At 67.7% G+C, this 16074-nt stretch carries 18 protein-coding genes; 11 read left to right on the top strand and 7 right to left on the bottom strand.

Annotation, left to right across the window (positions count from 1 at the left end):
* The 3 genes from QCD75_RS10210 to QCD75_RS10220 all read left to right on the top strand — a co-directional run.
* Positions 1 to 1197, top strand: a 1197-nt coding sequence (locus QCD75_RS10210; RefSeq protein ID WP_301228226.1) for an ATP-dependent helicase C-terminal domain-containing protein, incomplete at its 5' end; no start/stop codon positions are given.
* 106 nt (positions 1198 to 1303) lie between these two features.
* Positions 1304 to 1576 carry a hypothetical protein gene (locus tag QCD75_RS10215; protein WP_301228228.1) on the top strand — a complete coding sequence of 91 codons (273 nt, stop codon included), beginning with the start codon at positions 1304 to 1306 and terminating at the stop codon, positions 1574 to 1576.
* Positions 1573 to 1872 carry a hypothetical protein gene (locus tag QCD75_RS10220; RefSeq protein ID WP_301228230.1) on the top strand — a complete coding sequence of 100 codons (300 nt, stop codon included), beginning with the start codon at positions 1573 to 1575 and terminating at the stop codon, positions 1870 to 1872. Before QCD75_RS10215 ends, QCD75_RS10220 begins: the two co-directional genes overlap by 4 nt.
* On the opposite strand, the gene QCD75_RS10225 is transcribed toward QCD75_RS10220, so the two are convergent.
* A complete protein-coding gene (locus QCD75_RS10225; protein ID WP_301228232.1) occupies positions 1863 to 3185 on the bottom strand; it encodes a nicotinate phosphoribosyltransferase in 1323 nt (440 codons plus the stop codon). The genes QCD75_RS10220 and QCD75_RS10225 overlap by 10 nt on opposite strands.
* Before the next feature lie 96 nt (positions 3186 to 3281).
* On the opposite strand from QCD75_RS10225, the gene ligD reads away from it, so the two are divergent.
* On the top strand, positions 3282 to 4304 hold the full coding sequence (ligD, locus tag QCD75_RS10230) for a non-homologous end-joining DNA ligase (RefSeq protein ID WP_301228234.1): 1023 nt from the start codon (positions 3282 to 3284) through the stop codon (positions 4302 to 4304).
* Between the two features lie 7 nt (positions 4305 to 4311).
* Here the strand turns inward: ligD and QCD75_RS10235 are convergent, their stop codons facing one another.
* Positions 4312 to 5232 (bottom strand): amidohydrolase family protein, encoded by a 921-nt coding sequence (locus QCD75_RS10235; protein ID WP_301228236.1) that lies wholly within the window; start codon positions 5230 to 5232, stop codon positions 4312 to 4314.
* A gap of 72 nt (positions 5233 to 5304) precedes the next feature.
* Entirely contained in the window at positions 5305 to 5577 is a 273-nt protein-coding gene (locus QCD75_RS10240) for a hypothetical protein (RefSeq protein WP_301228238.1), read from the bottom strand.
* Positions 5578 to 5892: 315 nt separating this feature from the next.
* Here QCD75_RS10240 and QCD75_RS10245 point away from each other — a divergent pair, with 315 nt between their 5' ends.
* A complete protein-coding gene (locus QCD75_RS10245; protein WP_301228240.1) occupies positions 5893 to 6609 on the top strand; it encodes a TetR/AcrR family transcriptional regulator C-terminal domain-containing protein in 717 nt (238 codons plus the stop codon).
* A 7-nt stretch (positions 6610 to 6616) separates the two neighbouring features.
* The gene (locus QCD75_RS10250) at positions 6617 to 6847 is read left to right on the top strand and encodes a zinc-ribbon domain-containing protein (RefSeq protein ID WP_301228242.1); all 231 of its coding nucleotides are present in this window, start codon (positions 6617 to 6619) and stop codon (positions 6845 to 6847) included.
* Between the two features lie 58 nt (positions 6848 to 6905).
* Here QCD75_RS10250 and QCD75_RS10255 read toward each other — a convergent pair whose 3' ends face one another.
* Positions 6906 to 7322: a hypothetical protein gene (locus QCD75_RS10255; protein WP_301228244.1), complete on the bottom strand. Its 417-nt coding sequence runs from the start codon at positions 7320 to 7322 to the stop codon at positions 6906 to 6908.
* Positions 7323 to 7469: 147 nt separating this feature from the next.
* Here QCD75_RS10255 and QCD75_RS10260 point away from each other — a divergent pair, with 147 nt between their 5' ends.
* Positions 7470 to 8753 carry a class I SAM-dependent methyltransferase gene (locus tag QCD75_RS10260; protein WP_301228246.1) on the top strand — a complete coding sequence of 428 codons (1284 nt, stop codon included), beginning with the start codon at positions 7470 to 7472 and terminating at the stop codon, positions 8751 to 8753.
* A gap of 12 nt (positions 8754 to 8765) precedes the next feature.
* Here QCD75_RS10260 and QCD75_RS10265 read toward each other — a convergent pair whose 3' ends face one another.
* Positions 8766 to 9437 (bottom strand): alpha/beta hydrolase family protein, encoded by a 672-nt coding sequence (locus QCD75_RS10265; protein WP_301228248.1) that lies wholly within the window; start codon positions 9435 to 9437, stop codon positions 8766 to 8768.
* 62 nt (positions 9438 to 9499) lie between these two features.
* On the opposite strand from QCD75_RS10265, the gene QCD75_RS10270 reads away from it, so the two are divergent.
* The 3 genes from QCD75_RS10270 to QCD75_RS10280 all read left to right on the top strand — a co-directional run bounded on the left by QCD75_RS10270 (position 9500) and on the right by QCD75_RS10280 (position 12881).
* Positions 9500 to 10498, top strand: coding sequence for a pirin family protein (locus tag QCD75_RS10270; protein ID WP_301228250.1), 999 nt, complete (start codon positions 9500 to 9502; stop codon positions 10496 to 10498).
* Positions 10499 to 10564: 66 nt separating this feature from the next.
* On the top strand, positions 10565 to 10906 hold the full coding sequence (locus tag QCD75_RS10275; RefSeq protein WP_367400646.1) for a GNAT family N-acetyltransferase: 342 nt from the start codon (positions 10565 to 10567) through the stop codon (positions 10904 to 10906).
* A 145-nt stretch (positions 10907 to 11051) separates the two neighbouring features.
* The gene (locus QCD75_RS10280; RefSeq protein WP_301228252.1) at positions 11052 to 12881 is read left to right on the top strand and encodes a glycoside hydrolase family 15 protein; all 1830 of its coding nucleotides are present in this window, start codon (positions 11052 to 11054) and stop codon (positions 12879 to 12881) included.
* Here the strand turns inward: QCD75_RS10280 and QCD75_RS10285 are convergent.
* Positions 12870 to 15128, bottom strand: coding sequence for a putative bifunctional diguanylate cyclase/phosphodiesterase (locus tag QCD75_RS10285; RefSeq protein WP_301228254.1), 2259 nt, complete (start codon positions 15126 to 15128; stop codon positions 12870 to 12872). The genes QCD75_RS10280 and QCD75_RS10285 overlap by 12 nt on opposite strands.
* A 127-nt stretch (positions 15129 to 15255) precedes the next feature.
* Entirely contained in the window at positions 15256 to 15558 is a 303-nt protein-coding gene (locus QCD75_RS10290; protein ID WP_056426952.1) for a DUF4193 domain-containing protein, read from the bottom strand.
* Positions 15559 to 15792: 234 nt separating this feature from the next.
* Between QCD75_RS10290 and QCD75_RS10295 the strand changes: the two genes are divergently transcribed.
* Positions 15793 to 16059: a hypothetical protein gene (locus QCD75_RS10295; RefSeq protein WP_301228258.1), complete on the top strand. Its 267-nt coding sequence runs from the start codon at positions 15793 to 15795 to the stop codon at positions 16057 to 16059.
* Positions 16060 to 16074: the final 15 nt, after the last annotated feature.

A 16074-nucleotide genomic window follows, 5' to 3' on the forward strand; every position in this document is an offset into this window, starting at 1 on the left:
CCGCCGCATTCGCATCCAAGGGCATCAGCCCCCCCCCCCCCCGCCCCGGGTGCCGATCTCCCACGCCTCCTGGCCGCACTGCGCACGGGCAAGGAGCCGGCCTCGCGGCGCTGGAAGGAGGATGTCCGGCGGATGGAGGCGATCGCACGGCACGAGAGTTCCGGCGTGAAGGGTCCTCCGCTGACCTCCCCGGTCACGCCTCGGGAGGCGGTCGGCTTCGTCGTCGCCCTCGCGTTCCCGGACCGCGTTGCGCGCCGGGTCCCCGGCGGCGGGCCGGAGCGCTACCTGCTCAGCTCAGGGACGCGGGCAGGTCTTCCGGCCGGAAGCTCGCTGTCCGGGCACGAATGGCTCGCCGTCGCTGAGGTCTCCCGGGCCCAGGGGCGCGACGCGGCCGGCACCGGCGCCGTCATCCGTTCCGCTGCCCCGCTGACGGCGGACACGGCCGAGGCCGCCGCCCGGCACCTCCTGGCTGACACCGTGGAGGCCCAGTTCAGCCAGGGCCGGGTGACCGCCCGGAAGGAACGCCGGCTGGGCGCGATTGTGCTTTCCTCCACGCCGGTCCGTCCCTCCGCCGCCGAGGGCCGTGCGGCAGTCGCCCGGGCGCTGGCGAAGGAGGGGCTCGGAACCATTGGATGGTCGACGGCGGCCGGGGCCTTGCGCCGCCGTCTTGCCCTGGTGCACCGGGAACTCGGGGACCCGTGGCCTGACGTGTCCGAGCCGGGACTGCTGGCCCGCCTCGACGAGTGGCTGGCCCCGGAACTCGAGGCGCTGGCCGGCGGCGCTTCCACGAGCGGGATCGACCTGGCAGACCCGCTGCGGCGCCTGCTGCCGTGGCCCGACGCGGCCCGGCTCGGTGAGCTGGTCCCGGAGCGGCTGGAGGTGCCGAGCGGTTCCTGGGTGAAGATCGACTATCCCGAAGTCGGTGACGACGGCGCGCGCCCGGTTGTCGCCGTCAAGCTTCAGGAGTGCTTCGGCTGGGACCGGACGCCGCGCCTTGTGGGCGGCAGGGTACCGGTGCTGTTCCATCTGCTCTCGCCTGCCCGGCGGCCCCTGGCCGTCACGGACGACCTCGCCTCGTTCTGGTCCGGGCCCTACGCGCAGGTCCGTGCCGAGATGCGCGGCCGGTACCCCAGGCATCCCTGGCCGGAGGACCCGTGGACGGCGCCGGCGACCGCCCGGACCAAGAACCGGAACTGATTTGCGGGCAGCTATTACGTAATTGTGACGCAGCCCACGGCGCGTTGGCTATCCTAGAAGAGGTCATGCAGTCGGCCGCACATGCTTCACAGGGGACCTTTTTATTATGACCAGCAAACTCGGCATCACCGTCGCTGTCGACCTCAGTTCGGAATCCGCACTCGTTTCACCGGTGGGCCAACTCACCGTTCGCAATGTTCCAAGCCTTATCGCGGTCGCCCACCGGGCAGAATCTTTTGGGTATGGCCTCCAGGTGGTGATGGACCTGCGGAAGCTGACCGCCGCAGATTCTCAGGCCGTGGCCATGATCCGGGATTCGGGATGGCGCGGGAACATATTGATCGGCACTGGAAAGACCGGCCGGGGGCGTGCGGCATGAGGCCCGAACTGGCCGTCGGGTACGGGTCCGTCGCCCATGCCCATGGTGCCGGATTGATCTTTGACTCCTTCCGCCGTTGGCCCCTGGTGCCCTCCTCGCAGTTGGTGCGGCTCCGCTCGGCCCTGCTGCAGTGCGTTGAAATGGCCTCGCCGGACAACGGCAGGGACCTCTCGGAGTCTGCCGGAAAGCTGCTGCGGCTCGTCACCGACGAGCTGGAGCGCCGAAGCGGAACCCCGGGCCGGCCAGCCGTCCCGCCGGCAGGATTCCGGCACGCCAGGCGGCTGCCTCACGCGTAGATGGTCGGTATGGCGGGTTCCCCGCGCTGGAGCCGGGTCACGACGGCGGGCAGCTCGGCCATGGTGTCGGCGTGCCGGCGGCGGCCCCGTGCCACGGCCTCCGGGCCGGTCCATCCCGGCAGGAGTTCGCCAGCGCGGATGAACTGCTGCAACAGTGGCCTGGCGCTGGGTTCGTCCGCTGGCAGGCGCCCTACCCCCAGGACCTCGTGGGTGGCTGTGCCGGAGCGGTCGAGCCTGCGTACCGGATGCTTCCGCCCGCCGACGTTGATCTTGTTCTTGGAGCTCTTGGCCACCGAGGTGAACTCCCCGGCGTCGTTGGTGCGGCTGACCAGTTTGTAGACCATCCCGGCGGTGGGGGCACCGGAACCGGTGACCAGCGCCGTTCCGATGCCGTACGAATCGGCCGGCGCCGCCCGCAGGGCAGCTACGGAATATTCGTCGAGGTCGGACGTGACCACGATCTTCGTGTGGACGTTGCCCAGGCTGTCCAGCAGTTCACGGACCCACCTCGCCTGCGCCAGCAGGTCACCGGAATCGAGCCGCACGGCCCCCAGCTTGTCCCCGGCGAGCTCGACGGCGGTCCGGACGGCCGCTTCGACGTCGTACGTGTCGACCAGGAGGGTGGTCCCGGGCCCCAGCGAGTCCAGCTGCGCCCGGAAGGCATCCCGTTCGGTGTCGTGCAGGAGCGTAAAGGAATGCGCAGCTGTGCCCACCGTTCGGAGCCCGAAGCGCCGGCCGGCTTCCAGGTTCGACGTTCCGGCGAAGCCCGCGATGACGGCGGCGCGGGCAGCCGCGGCGGCGGCCTCCTCCTGGGCCCGGCGTGAACCCATCTCAAGGCAGGGCCTTCCTCCTGCCGCGCTGACCATCCGGGAAGCCGCCGAGGCTATGGCGCTGTCATGGTTGAGGACGGACAGCACGAACGTCTCCAGGATGCAGGCTTCGGCAAAGCTGGATTCCACGATCAGGACGGGGGAGTAGGGAAAATACGCCTCTCCCTCGGGGTAGCCCCAAATGTCGCCGGAGAACCGGAAGTCCGCGAGGCGGGCCAGGGTTTCCCCGTTGACGACGCCGGTCCGGTCCAGGAACTCCAGCTCCGACGGGCCGAAGCGGAAGCCGGCAAGGCCCTCCAGCAGCCTCCCCGTCCCGGCGACGATCCCGTAGCGGCGGCCCTCCGGCAAGGCCCGGGCGAACGCCTCAAAGACGGTTCTCCGCTCCGCCGCCCCGGAATGAAGGGCCGCCTGCAGCATGGTCAGTTCGTAATGGTCGGTGTAGAGGGACGTAATGCGGCCGTCCCGGGCCGGCGTGGTGTCCATGATTCACCCTAGTCCTCAGCACCCGGAGGGTCAGCAGGCAGTGATTGTGCACGGCCTGCTATTCAGTTGACCCCGTCCGGAGGGTACCTTGTCCCCATGGCCAGGGAAGAAGTCACCGTCACTGTCAGCAGCCCCAGCGGCAACCGCGAACTGAGGATCTCCAGCCCCCGCCGGGTCCTCTGGCCGGATCTCGGGTTGACCAAGCTGGATCTCGCACGTTACATGATCGACGTCGGCGACTGTTTCCTGGCGGCGAACGGCGACCGTCCGGTGACTCTGCAGCGGTTCTCCGGCAACATCGAGGGCGAGCAGTTCTTCTCGAAGAATCCGCCCCGGGGCGCCCCGGACTTTGTGCGCTCGGTGATGGTGGTTTACCCCAGCGGTCGCTCGCACCCCCAACTGGTGATTGATGAGATCGCCGCCGCCGTCTGGGCGGTCCAGATGAACACGGTGGTGTTCCACCCCTGGGCCTCGCGGGCCGGCAACCCGGACAACCCGGACCAGCTCCGGATCGACCTCGACCCGCAGCCGGGCACCGGCTTCGAGGATGCCGTGACTGCCGCGCTGGAACTGCGCTCCGTGCTGTCCGAGGCCGGCCTGGAGTCGTTCATCAAGACCTCGGGCAACCGGGGACTGCACGTGTTCTCCCCGATAGAACCCAGCCATGAGTTCCTCGAGGTACGGCACGCCGTAATCGCCGCCGCCCGCGAACTGGAGCGCCGGATGCCGCGGGCGGTCACCACCGCGTGGTGGAAAGAGGAACGCGGAACCCGGATCTTCGTCGACTTCAACCAGGCGAACCGCGACCGCACCATGGCCGGGGCTTACAGTCCGCGTGCGCTGCCCGGCGCGACAGTTTCGTGCCCCATCGGCTGGGACGAACTGGAGCGCGTCGACACCAAGGACTTCACCATCACCACGGTGCCGCAGCGGCTCAAGGCCACCGGGGACCCGTGGGCGGACATGCACGCGACGCCGGGCACGATCGACGTCCTCCTGGGGTGGTGGAAGCGGGACCTTGCGGCCGGGCTGGGGGAGATGCCGTTCCCGCCGGACTTCCCGAAGATGCCGGGCGAGCCGATGCGGGTGCAGCCCAGCCGGGCCAGAACCAAGGACTAGGCGGGAATCAGACGCCCAGCAGCCGCTGGCCGTTGAACCAGCAGACGGCGCGCAGCCAGTCGTCGTCGAGGCGGGGGTCCTTGTCGCGGAGCCGTTCCAGAGCCTCCAGCTGATGGGCGTAGGCGTACGGGATGTTCGGGAAGTCGCTGCCAAGAACAATCCGCTCCGGCATCGCGGCCAGCCGTGGCAGCAGCTCAGGCGGGAAGGGCGCGGCCGCCTCGAAGAAATCCGTGAAGACCATGGTCGTGTCCAGGTGCACCTGGGGGTATCTCTCCGCCAGGTCCAGGAATTCGCCGTACTCCGGTGCCCCCATATGGGCGACGACGGCGGTCAGCCGGGGATGGCGGCGCAGCACCCCCTCAAGTTTGTCCGGACCGGTAAAGCCGGGGCGTGGAACCGGGCCGCTGCCGACGTGCACTACAACCGGAACGCCGGCTTCGGCCAGCAGCCCCCAGACCGGGTCGAGCACCGGCTCGCGCAGATCGAACCCGCCCACCTGCGCGTGGATCTTGAAGACCCGCGCCCCGCGTGCCAACGCCGACTGCACCTGGTCCAGGACGCCGTCTTCGGGGAAGAACGTGGCGCTCGGGACACAGTCCGGCTCGGCGGCGGCTAGCTCGAGAGCGAAATCGGTGAGGTCGGCCGCCATGCCCGGACGGTGCGCATAGGTCAGTGCGGTAAAGTGCCGCAGTCCAAGCTGGCGCAGCCGGTCCAGCCTGCCCGCCTCGTCCGTCCGGTAGGTGATGGGCCAGGGGCGGCCAATCAGGGGGCCCGCCTCATCGAAGTGCGCCCACACTCGCCGCAGCATCCGCTCGGGGAGGAAGTGCGTATGGATGTCGATCAGGCCCGGAAGTCCGAGTCCTGTCCACCACCGGGGCACGTCAGCATCCTGCATCGTTTCCGCCGGCTCGTCCGTTACGTTGTTCACGCCCACAGTGTGTCACGCCGGCCTTTTGTCCGGGCGGGCGCCCCGCCGGGGAAACGGGGGACCAGGGTCTGCTCAGTTCAGGGCGGGGTACGTGGCCAGGATGTAATCGGTGGCCGCCGGACCCGCCATGCGGAGCCTGCTGCGGCCGGGGTTGATGCGGTGGGCCCTGAGTGCCGCCCAAAAGCCGGAAAACGGGTGCGGTGCGTCGTCGTGCAGCAGGCACCAGCTGATGTAGAGGCCATAGAGCTGGTCTTTCCTCAGCGAGGGGCCATCGTCGGTTCCTGCGATGGTGGCCTCCGCGAGGAAGCGGACGATGTGGGCAGGGGGAGTCGGTGAAGCGGCCATGGTTGGCTCTCTTCCGGGCTGTGCAGTGGATGCTGCCGTGTGGCTACAGCAGCGGTTAGTTCCGCGCCGTGCACAGGGCGCCGAAGGTCTTGGTCCGAAGGTCAGCCTTCCGCGGCCCGACGTGCCCTAAGGCAGTCAGCGGGCGATCCCGAAAGGCCGGGGACGGACCGGGGTACCCTCTCCCGGTTTCCATGTCCATGAACACGTCATCCGGGGAAGTCTACATCGTAGATATTAGGCGTAGACTACAACTCTGGCAAGTGGCGCCGCAGTCGCGGTGCGTTGGCCCAAGGCTTGAGGAAGTGGCAAGTTATTATGGCAACCCCGCAGCAACCCGCAGGCGACGAAGGCCGCAGTGTTACCCGGAAGATCCGCCTCAGCCGTGAGATTGTGCTGGAAGCCGCCCTGAAACTTGTCGACGAAGAGGGGCTGGAGGCGTTGACCATGCGCCGGCTGGGGCAGGCCCTGCACCGGGACCCCATGGGGCTGTACCGCTACGCAGCCAACCGGGCCGCGCTCCTGGACGGCGTCACGGAGCTGGTCCTGAACGAGCTGGCCATTTTTGCTGACGACCCCGACTGGCAGGGACAGCTGCGGCGCATCGCGCACGATCTCCGGCTACTCGCGCTCCGCCACCCCAACGTGGTTCCGCTGCTGGTGACCCGGCCGCTCTCGACCCCGCTGGGTCTCCGTCCGCTGGGCACCCTCCGGCCGCTGGAGCAGATTCTTGGCCTGCTGATTGACGCTGGCTTTACCGCCTCCGATGCCCTGCACGTCTACCGGGCCTACTACGGATTCCTCTACGGCCACATCCTGAACGAACTTCAGGAGTTCATCGTGGACCCCGATGAAAACGAGGCCTTGCTGCGCCTTGGACTGCACCGTCTGCCGCCGAAAGAGTTCCCGCGGCTCCGTGCCCTGGCTCCCGCGCTCGCTGACTACGACGGCGCCGCAGAGCTGGACGAGGGACTCACCATCCTGTTGTCCGGGCTCGCGGCACACCTGTCCGCACCGCCGGTCAAGAAAGGCTGAGGACCCAATGTTCATTCTCTTCGGCCTCAAGACTGTGGAGCATCCGCTGCCCGGGCGTCCGGCCACCTGCCAGCGTTGCGGACGCGTGTGTCACCACGGGCTGGAAGAACGGGCCACCAGGTTGACGCTCTTCCTTATCCCGGTGTTCACCACCTCGCGGTCCTACCGCATCATGTGCTCGAATTGCGGCACCGTCAACACCCTGACGCGGCGGCAGAAGAACTCCCTGTCCGTTTAGTGCCATCCCGCGGTGGCACCGCGCCAGTGCCACCGCGGGGGCACGCTTCGCTGTGGCGTCAGCGGCGATGAAGGGCTCGGAGCGCTCCGCGTACCGCGATTCCCACGGCACACACCAGCGGAACCAGTCCGGCAAGTACGGCGATGCTGTTGGGCCGGAACGCCACCCGCCCGTTCCGCCCGCGGCAGTACACGCCCAGCGGAAGCACAAAGCCGCCTCCGCCGCCACCCGCCGCGTTTTCCGGGCTGCCGTCCAGGGGGGCGTTCCCGGCGGCGTTTCCGGCGACCGCGTTCCCGCCGACTGCTTTTCGGCCGGCCGCGTCCCCGCCGCCGGCGGATTGGCCGCCGCCAAAGCCGAAGGACACCAGGGCCACCGGGATCAGCTCCTCGCCCTCCACCGTGACGGCCGGACCGTAGGCCCTGGACACACCCACATTCTTGAATGCCTCCGCGAGAGACGAGAGAGCTTCAGTCATGGCAATGACCATAGGCGTCCTGCCTTGTGAGCGCCAGAGGCACGGGCCCCGGACGGAAGCGACGTCAGGGCCATCCGGCCCCTGTTCTGGAGCGGAGCATCGAATTAGATTGGGACGGAATGTTGCATCGGACGAAAGGCCATGATCATGACGAAGGAATTTGGGGCGGCGCCACGGCTGGCTGAAGTACTCGCCATCGTCCTTGGCACGGAGGACATCCCGCTCCGGCTCAAGGCCTGGGACGGTTCGGAAGCCGGTGCGGCGGGAGCACCGGTCGTGGAGTTCCGCTCCCGGCGGGCCCTGCGCCGGATGCTGTGGTCTCCCGGACAGCTTGGACTGAGCCGCGCATACGTTGCCGGGGACATTGATGCCCCGGGCGACGTCTTCGCCACCTTCGCCGCCCTGAGTTCCGCCGGCAAGTTCGCCGAACCCGGGCCGTTCCGGCGTCCCACTGTGCGAGAAGTGGTGACCATCCTCAAGAATGCCGCGCTGCTCGGAGCACTGGGCCCCAATCCTGCTCCGCCGCCGGAGGAAGCAAAAATCGTCCGCGCCGGCCGGCGGCACACGCGGAAGCGCGACGCTGCGGCCATCTCCCACCACTATGACGTCGGCAACGACTTCTACGCCCTGGTCCTCGGCCCGTCCATGGTTTACTCCTGCGCGGTGTGGGAGGACGTAGACACCGGTCTGGGCTCTGCGCAGGACGCCAAGATCGATCTGGTCTGCCGGAAGCTGGGACTCCAGCCCGGCATGAGGGTGCTGGATGTCGGATGTGGATGGGGGAGCTTTGCCCTGCGGGCGGCCCAAAACTATGGAGTCGACGTCGTGGGCGTGACGCTTTCGCGTGAACAGGCGGCCATGGCGGGAAAGCGGGTGGCAGACGCCGGCCTGACTGACCGCGTTTCCATCCGCGTCCAGGACTACCGCGACGTCGCCGACGGCCCTTACGACGCGATCAGTTCCATCGGCATGTCCGAGCACGTGGGCCGCGAGCAGATGCCCGAGTACGTCGCCAGGCTGCACGGCCTGCTCCGGCCAGGCGGGCGGCTCCTCAACCACGCCATTTCCTGGAACGCCGGACCCACAGCGCCGGATCCGGACTCCTTCATCCCCCGCTACGTGTTCCCGGACGGGGAGATGCTCGGCCTGGCCGAAATGGTTGGGGCCCTTGAATCCGGCGGACTGGAAGTGCTCGACGTCGAGGCCCTGCGCCGGCACTACGCACTCACCCTCCGGGTCTGGGTGCGGAACCTCGAGGACCACTGGAGCGAGGCCGTGCAGCTTGCCGGCGAAGGGCGTGCCCGGGTCTGGCGGCTCTACATGGCCGCCAGCGCCCTGGGCTTCGAAACGGGACTGACTGGCGTCAACCAGATCCTGGTCCAGCGGCCCGGCGGCACCGAACCCCCGCTGCGACGGACCGGATGGCTCTGAGGCGGCGGAGCCTCAGCCGGAGTGGTGTGAGGCGATGAAGGCCGCGGCCGGCCCGGCAAGTGATGCCCCGACCTCCTCCGGGCTGCGCCTCGTTCCCTTGACCTCGAAGGTGTGGCCCCCGCCGTCGCGCCACTCCAGGGTTGCTGACGGGCCGATGCGGGCCACCACGGCCTCCAACAGTTCGGGCGTGGCAAACGGGTCGCGCGTGCCCTGGAGGAAAAGCATCGGCAGGGTCAGCCCGTAGAGGTGCTCATCCCGCATCTTTTCAGGCTTACCAAGGGGATGCAGCGGGTAGCCGAGGTAGACGAGACCGGCCGCGGGCATTCCCTCGGCAACGGCCATCGAGGCCATGCGTCCACCAAAGGACTTGCCCCCGGCCCAGAGCGGCTCGCCCGCGGACCTGGCGGCGGCCTCAGCCATGGCGGCCCGCCAGGCAGCAATGGCTGCCGGAGGTCTGTCGGGGAACTTCCGGCCGGCCTCGCGGTAGGGGAAGTTGAAGCGGAGCGTCGCGACGCCCAGCCCGTCCAGGGCGCGGGCGAACCCGGCAAGGAACGGGTGATCCATGCCGGCCCCCGCCCCGTGGGCGAGCACCAGCGCAGCAAGGGGCTTCTCGGGCCGGGTATAGATGCCCGAGATGACGGATTCGCCCACGGCAATGGTGACGGGCAACTCGGCGATGGTCATAACTCCATCATGACGCTTGGAGAGGCTGCGGCTACCGCAGTTCAATCGCTAGGCTGTCATTTATGAGCAATACCGAGGTGGCCCCCCAGGAGATCCTTTGTGCAACGGACGACAGCTGTGTCGGGGTGGAAATTCTCGCCCCCCGGCAGGTCCCGCTGGGCGGACCGCGGGCCATGGACGTGAGACGGACCCTGCCTCAGCGCCGGCGAAGCCTCATCGGTGCCTGGTGTTTCCTGGACCACTACGGTCCGGACCGGGTTGGCGAGTCCGGGGGCATGCACGTGCCGCGCCATCCGCACACGGGGCTGCAGACGGTCAGTTGGCTCTTTACCGGCGAGATAGAACACCGCGATTCGGCCGGCTTCCACGCCGCCGTGCGGCCGGGCGAGGTCAACCTGATGACCGCCGGCCGAGGCATCAGCCACTCGGAATTTTCCACTCCCGGCACCGACGTCCTGCATGGTGCACAGCTGTGGGTGGCGTTGCCGGACAGCGCCCGGCAGATGGAGCCCACGTTTGAGCACTACCGCCCCGACCCACTGTCCGGACCCGGCTGGACCATGCGGGTCTTCCTGGGATCAATCGCCGGGGCCAGTTCGCCGGTCACCACCCACACGCCGCTGCTTGGAGTTGAGATCCTGCTGGATGCCGGAACCACCCTGAGCCTGGACACCGATCCGTCGTTTGAACATGGATTGTTGGTGGACACCGGGGTCCTTATGCTCGATGGTCATCCGGTGGCCAAGGATTACCTCGCCTACCTGCCGGTGGGGCGCACGTCCCTCGTCCTGCAGGCCGGCGCCGACCCACTCCGGGCACTGCTGATCGGCGGCGAACCCCTCGGCGAACAGATCGTGATGTGGTGGAACTTTGTGGGACGAAGCCACGAGGAAATCGTCCGGTACCGGGCACAGTGGCAGGCGGAGATCGGCGTCGAGGACGGCCGCCCCGCTGCCGGGACGGAAACCACTGGCCCGCGGTTCGGTACTTTCCCTCCCGGGGAACCCGCCCCGCTGCCGGCGCCCGCACTGCCCAATGCCCGGCTCCGTCCCCGTGCCTGACGCCGGTCTCTGCGGCGGCAGTCCACCCGCGTTGACCTCGCACGCCCCACGAGAAGCGAGAAGCTTTTGAACGAAATCACCATCCGCAACAATCCGGAACGGCTGCGCTTCGAAGTGCTCGACGGCGGCACGCGCATCGGCCAGGCGGCGTACGTGGACGACGGCGGCGGCCACCGGATTTTTTACCACACGGTCATCGACAGGGAATACGGCGGCCAGGGCCTGGCCGGCCGGCTCGCGGCGCAGGCGCTCGACGAGACGGTTGCCGCCGGCTTGAAGATTGTCCCGGTGTGCCCGTACATCAAGAAATATCTCGGGAAGCACACCCAGTACGCGGCGAGCATCCAAAATCCCACTCCGGCACTCCTGGCAGTTCTGAAGGCGCTGGCGGAGCGCGCCCGGCGCTGAGCCGACTTCAGCTGCGGGGCCCGGCCCGCACGGGGCCGTGCCGCCGTCGGGCTTGTGGTCTCCGTGGCCGGACAGGTGGAGAATATAGGGAGGAAGCCGCACAAGGAGATTGAAGGAGTCCGCAGTAGTGTTCCCTGCTGCGCACATGCGTTCGATTGTTCGCCGGGACGGGTACCTGCCCATCGAGGACCACGGACTCATCGGCGATGGGTCCACTTGCGCACTCGTGGGACGGGACGGCGGAATTTCCTGGCTCTGCATCCCGGAGTTCGACAGCCCGCCCTTCCTCGCCGGAATCCTTGACGCGGAGAATGGCGGACTCTTCGAAATCGCTCCGGTTTCGCTCCAATCATCGGCCCAGCGGTACATGGAGGACTCCTGCGTCCTGGTCACCACGCTTGCCTCTGACCGTGGCCTGCTCCAAATCACGGATTGCCTGACGCTGCGCTCCGGCGCCGAGTTGGTCGAGCCTGTCCCGGCCGGCCGCAGCGAGCTGCTCCGGTTTGTCCAGGCGGTGGGAGGGGATGTGCGCCTCCGCATCCGGCTGGTCCCCAGGGCCGGCGTCACTTTTGACGAGCTCGCCGGGGGCTGGCGCTTCGCGTGGGAGAGCGGCCGCGTTTCGGAGGTGTATCTGTGGTCGTCGGTGGAACTGGCTCCGGACGGGCGGGGATTGTCGGCGGAGCTGACGTTGCGGGCCGGCGAAACGATCACCGCAGCCCTGCACTGGTCGGGGCGTTTCCGGCTCCGGCAGCACCCGGATTCGCGGAAGCTCATCGACCAGACCGTTGCCGCGTGGCGGCGCTGGGCCTCGGGGCTGGACTGCCAGGGGTCGCAGGCCGAACTGATGAAGCGATCGGCGCTGACGCTGAAGCTGCTGGACCATGCAGAGACGGGTGCCATCATGGCAGCGGCCACCTCGTCGCTGCCGGAGTGGCCTGGGGCGCCGCGAAACTGGGATTACCGCTACACCTGGGTGCGCGACGCGTCGTTCTCGAACTATGTGTTCCGGCGTATCGGTGACCCCAGCGATGCGGATGTCTTCCTCGCGTGGGTGCTGACGAACGTTGAAAGGGATGGCGCACCGCATGTGATGTATGCGCTGGACGGCTCGCAACCGCCGGACGAGGTCCAGGACCCGGTGCTGCGCGGCTACCGCGGCTCGGCCCCGGTCCGGTGGGGGAACGGTGCCATTCATCAGCTCCAGCACGACGTCTACGGCGAGATCATCGATATCGCCTACCAGTGGTCGAACAGCGGAGGGCGCGTGGATGGCCGGCTTTGGGCCGCGCTGGTCCCCATCGTCGAACTCGCCATCGCCCGCTGGCGGACCCCGGACAGCGGACCATGGGAGATCCGGTCCGAGGGGCGTACGTTTACCTACTCGGCGGCACTTTGTTACGTGGCCGTGGATCGCGGCATCCAGATTGCACGCAGGCACGGACTGTCCTACCCCAGGGGGAGATGGGAAGCCGCCGCCAAAGACATCCGCGAAGCCGCGCTGACACAGTCGTGGAACCCCGACCTTCAGACATTCACGGAAAACCTCGGCGGCGCTGGTGGTCTCGACGCGGCACTGCTGACGCTGCCCGTCCGCAATGTCATCGCCTTCGACGACCCACGGATGATCTCAACCACCAGGGCAATCATGGAAGGGCTCGACGCCGGCAACGGGCTGCTCTTCCGGTACCGCCCCGAAGTGTCACCCGATGGTCTGCCGGGAGGCGAGGGCGCCTTCCTGCTGTGCAGCTTCTGGCTGGTGGACAACCTCGCCGGTCAAGGCAGGATCGATGAGGCCTACGCGCTGTACGAGGCTCTCTGCGGCCGCGCGAACCCGCTCGGTTTGCTGCCGGAGCAAATCCATCCAGGCACGGGGGAGTTCCTTGGGAATTTTCCTCAGGCCTTCAGCCACGTGGGCGTCCTTGCCAGCGGGTTGCGCCTGCTGAAAGCCGGACGGCGGGCCGCCTCAGGAATCTGAAGACCCAGCCCGGGCCGGCGGCTGGAGCCGGGCACCGGAGGCGAGGAGTGCCTCGATCAGTGGTGCCGGGCCGGGACGGGACAGGAAATACCCCTGCCCCAGGCGGCAGCCCAGGTCCCGGAGCAGAGCCAGCTGCCCGAGGTCCTCGATCCCTTCGGCGACCGCCTCGAGGTTGAGCTTATGGGCCAGTCCAAGGATGCCTTCGAGCATGGCGGCGGAGGGCCCGTCGGAGCTGCTGGCGGAGAGGAAGGAACGGTCGATCTTGAGGATGTCCGCGGGCAGGTCGGCCAGGGTGCTCAAGGAGGAGTACCCGGTTCCAAAGTCATCGATGGCGATGCGGACCCCGCAGCTCTTCAGCCGGTGGAGCGCCGTGATGCCGCCATCGACGCTGCTGGCCAATGCCGTTTCGGTGACTTCCAGAACAACCTTGTCCGCTTGGGATGCGGGATCCATCAGGATGCTTTCGATCGCGGCCAGGTTCCGCGGGCTGGGCAACTGCAGCGTGGACAGGTTGACGGAGACCCAAAGGTTTTCGCAGTGGCCGATCGACGCCCGCCAGGCCGCGGCCTGCCGGGTGGCGGTTCTCAACACCCAGCGGCCGATCGCTTCGATGTCCCCGGTCTCCTCGGCCAGGGGGATGAAAGCTGCGGGCAACAGCAGCCCCAGCGTGGGGTGATTCCAACGCACGAGCGCCTCCACTCCCAGGATGTCCCCGGTGCGCAGATCGGCCACCGGCTGGTATTCGAGCCGAAGCTCCCGCCGGGTCACTGCGGTGGCAAGGTCGGCCCGGAGGGCAGCGTGGTACGTCATCTTCTTGTAGCCCTCGGCGTCGAAGAGCTGGTAGCGGCCCTTGCCGCCTTGTTTGGCCATGTACATCGCAAAGTCGGCCTGCCGCATCAGTTCGGCGGAATCACCGGTTCCCCGGTGCCACTGTGCCGCGCCCATGCTGACCGAGACCTTCAACCGGACTTCGCCGACGGAGAACGGTGCCCGCAGCGCATCATGAATCCGCTCGGCGATCCCGGCGGTGACGGAACCGTCGGCGTCGTCCGTGACCACAATCGCAAACTCGTCCCCGCCCAGACGGGCGGCCAGGTCGCTGGCGCGCACGCAGCCCTGGAGCCGGACCGCCAGCTGGACCAGCAGCAGGTCGCCGCCTTCGTGCCCCAGTGAGTCGTTGACGTCCTTGAAGTCATCGACGTCGATCATCAGCAGACATTCGTGCCGGGACCCAAAGTTCGAACCCGGATTCAACACTGCCGACAGGCGCTCCCTCAATGCCGCACGGTTGGCCAGACCCGTCAACGGGTCATGGGTGGCCCGGTGGGTCAGGGCCAGGTGGCTGTGGTGCACGGCTCCGGCCATGGAGTTGAAGGCCTCCGCCAACTCGCCCAGCTCGTCGTACCGGGCGACAGCGATGCGGTGGGTGTAGTCGCCGGTCTGCAGTTTATGGACACCGCGGTGCAGGTCTTCCACCGGCCGGATCAGGAATTTGACGATCCTGTTCCGGAAATAGACGACACCGACCGCGGCCAACCCAAATAGAGCGCTGCGGGCCGCGATCACGATCTGCTGGAGTTCGGCACTGTACGCCAGGCCCGAATCCAGGGATTCAAGGGCCGAGCTCTGGATCCCGTCCAGCAACGCGCGGACGCCCGCCCCGGACGCGGCGAGGTCCGGGGACTCGGCCACTCGGTTTCCCGAGAGAGTCTGCACCCCGCTGCCCCACAGACCGTGTTTCGCGAGGCCAGCCTGCCACTCGGTGAGGGCCTCGCTCGCGGTGGCGCGCATGTCCCTTTCGGACGGAAGGACCCGGACGGCGTCGTCGAAACGGCGCGAGATGTCCTGTTGCTGCTGCAGGAACGCGGTTCGGTCGACTGGCGCGTTGGACAGAAGTTCGTGGCCGGTCTGCTCATGGGCGTCAAGGGCGGAGCGTAATCCCGCCACGGCATCCGACTCACGGTGCAGCTGGGCTGCCGTTGCCTGGACCTGGTCTGTGACCACCCTCAGTCCGACAACTGTCGCGAGAGCCCCAAGAAGCAGCGCCACCAGCATGAGCGCGAACGCCCTGGACCATTCGGTCTTGAGGCTCCCGCCGCGTCCGAAGCGCCGGGCCTCCGCGCCAACGGCAACAGCTCCGGTACCGGTGCTGCCGGTGCCGAAGCTGTCGAAAACGAGCCGGTCATCAGCGGGGGCGTCAGCCTCTGTGTGAGCAGGGTCGTCCCGTTTAGTACTCCAGCTCCGCATGGTTCCTGCCTCCGGCTACTTGCCGGCATGCGGCGCATCGTCAAAGAGGAGCGTATCGGGAACGTGCCGGACATGGCATGCCCGGCGTCGTAGCGGTCGAAATGTGAAGCGGGGCTAATTGATGCAGTTAGCTCATGCAGTCAGCGCAGTACGAATGGCCTGCCTTTTCGCGGGCCAGCTGCGAGCGGTGCCGGACCAGGAAGCACGAGTAGCAAGTGAACTCGTCTTCCTTCTGTGGAATGACGGTAACCGTCAGTTCCTCGCCGGACAGGTCGGCGCCCGGCAGTTCGACGCCTTCGGAGGTGTCAGCCTCGTCGAGCTCACGGGTTACGCTGCGGGCGTCCGGCGCGTTCGCGGAGCGGAGGGCCTCCAGCGAGGCGTTGCGTGATTCCGCAACGTCGGATCGGACTTCGTCATAGTCGGTTGCCACCTGGTTAATTCTCGATTCCGTTGTTCTGGGTTTCCCGGAATTGAACGGTACAGCATCCGACCGTTAATTTGCTGGGTGTAAGGGGGCTGCGTGCAGTGACACTGACAACACCCGGGTGTGGCCGCCACCGGGTGCCCGCCTGATGTTCGACGATCGTCGTCCGGATTTCACGTGGCGTTCATGCCGCGGTCCTAGGCTGATTCTTCAAGCACCGTCCGCCAGAAGGGATTCGCGATGGCCGATATCGCTGCAGTACTCGGAAGGCTCACGCCGGAGGAATTTGATGGACTCCGGGCCCTCGGCCCGGCCGGGCACCTGCCCAGACACCTCACCGAGGCCCTCGACCGCGCAGCGGGCGGCCCGGGCGCAGGTCGCGGTTATTACGTTCCCACCGGCAGTGTCAGCGCAACGGGCGGACCCCATTTGGTGCTGCGCAGCGACGTCGCCGGCTGGCTTTTCGGTCCCGCTACCCAGGTGCCGCAATCACACGGGGACGCATAGGGCCAGCCGGCGCGT

This window comes from Arthrobacter sp. PsM3, assembly GCF_030433895.1.
GTDB lineage: Bacteria > Actinomycetota > Actinomycetes > Actinomycetales > Micrococcaceae > Arthrobacter.

Bases quoted from the DNA above. Each gene is read 5' to 3' on its own strand.
- QCD75_RS10215 (WP_301228228.1), top strand. From the start codon at position 1,304: ATGACCAGCAAACTCGGCATCACCGTCGCTGTCGACCTCAGTTCGGAA.
- QCD75_RS10220 (WP_301228230.1), top strand. From the start codon at position 1,573: ATGAGGCCCGAACTGGCCGTCGGGTACGGGTCCGTCGCCCATGCCCAT.
- QCD75_RS10225 (WP_301228232.1), bottom strand. From the start codon at position 3,185: ATGGACACCACGCCGGCCCGGGACGGCCGCATTACGTCCCTCTACACC.
- ligD (WP_301228234.1), top strand. From the start codon at position 3,282: ATGGCCAGGGAAGAAGTCACCGTCACTGTCAGCAGCCCCAGCGGCAAC.
- QCD75_RS10240 (WP_301228238.1), bottom strand. From the start codon at position 5,577: ATGGCCGCTTCACCGACTCCCCCTGCCCACATCGTCCGCTTCCTCGCG.
- QCD75_RS10245 (WP_301228240.1), top strand. From the start codon at position 5,893: ATGGCAACCCCGCAGCAACCCGCAGGCGACGAAGGCCGCAGTGTTACC.
- QCD75_RS10250 (WP_301228242.1), top strand. From the start codon at position 6,617: ATGTTCATTCTCTTCGGCCTCAAGACTGTGGAGCATCCGCTGCCCGGG.
- QCD75_RS10255 (WP_301228244.1), bottom strand. From the start codon at position 7,322: ATGACTGAAGCTCTCTCGTCTCTCGCGGAGGCATTCAAGAATGTGGGT.
- QCD75_RS10260 (WP_301228246.1), top strand. From the start codon at position 7,470: ATGACGAAGGAATTTGGGGCGGCGCCACGGCTGGCTGAAGTACTCGCC.
- QCD75_RS10265 (WP_301228248.1), bottom strand. From the start codon at position 9,437: ATGACCATCGCCGAGTTGCCCGTCACCATTGCCGTGGGCGAATCCGTC.
- QCD75_RS10270 (WP_301228250.1), top strand. From the start codon at position 9,500: ATGAGCAATACCGAGGTGGCCCCCCAGGAGATCCTTTGTGCAACGGAC.
- QCD75_RS10280 (WP_301228252.1), top strand. From the start codon at position 11,052: ATGCGTTCGATTGTTCGCCGGGACGGGTACCTGCCCATCGAGGACCAC.
- QCD75_RS10285 (WP_301228254.1), bottom strand. From the start codon at position 15,128: ATGCGGAGCTGGAGTACTAAACGGGACGACCCTGCTCACACAGAGGCT.
- QCD75_RS10295 (WP_301228258.1), top strand. From the start codon at position 15,793: ATGGCCGATATCGCTGCAGTACTCGGAAGGCTCACGCCGGAGGAATTT.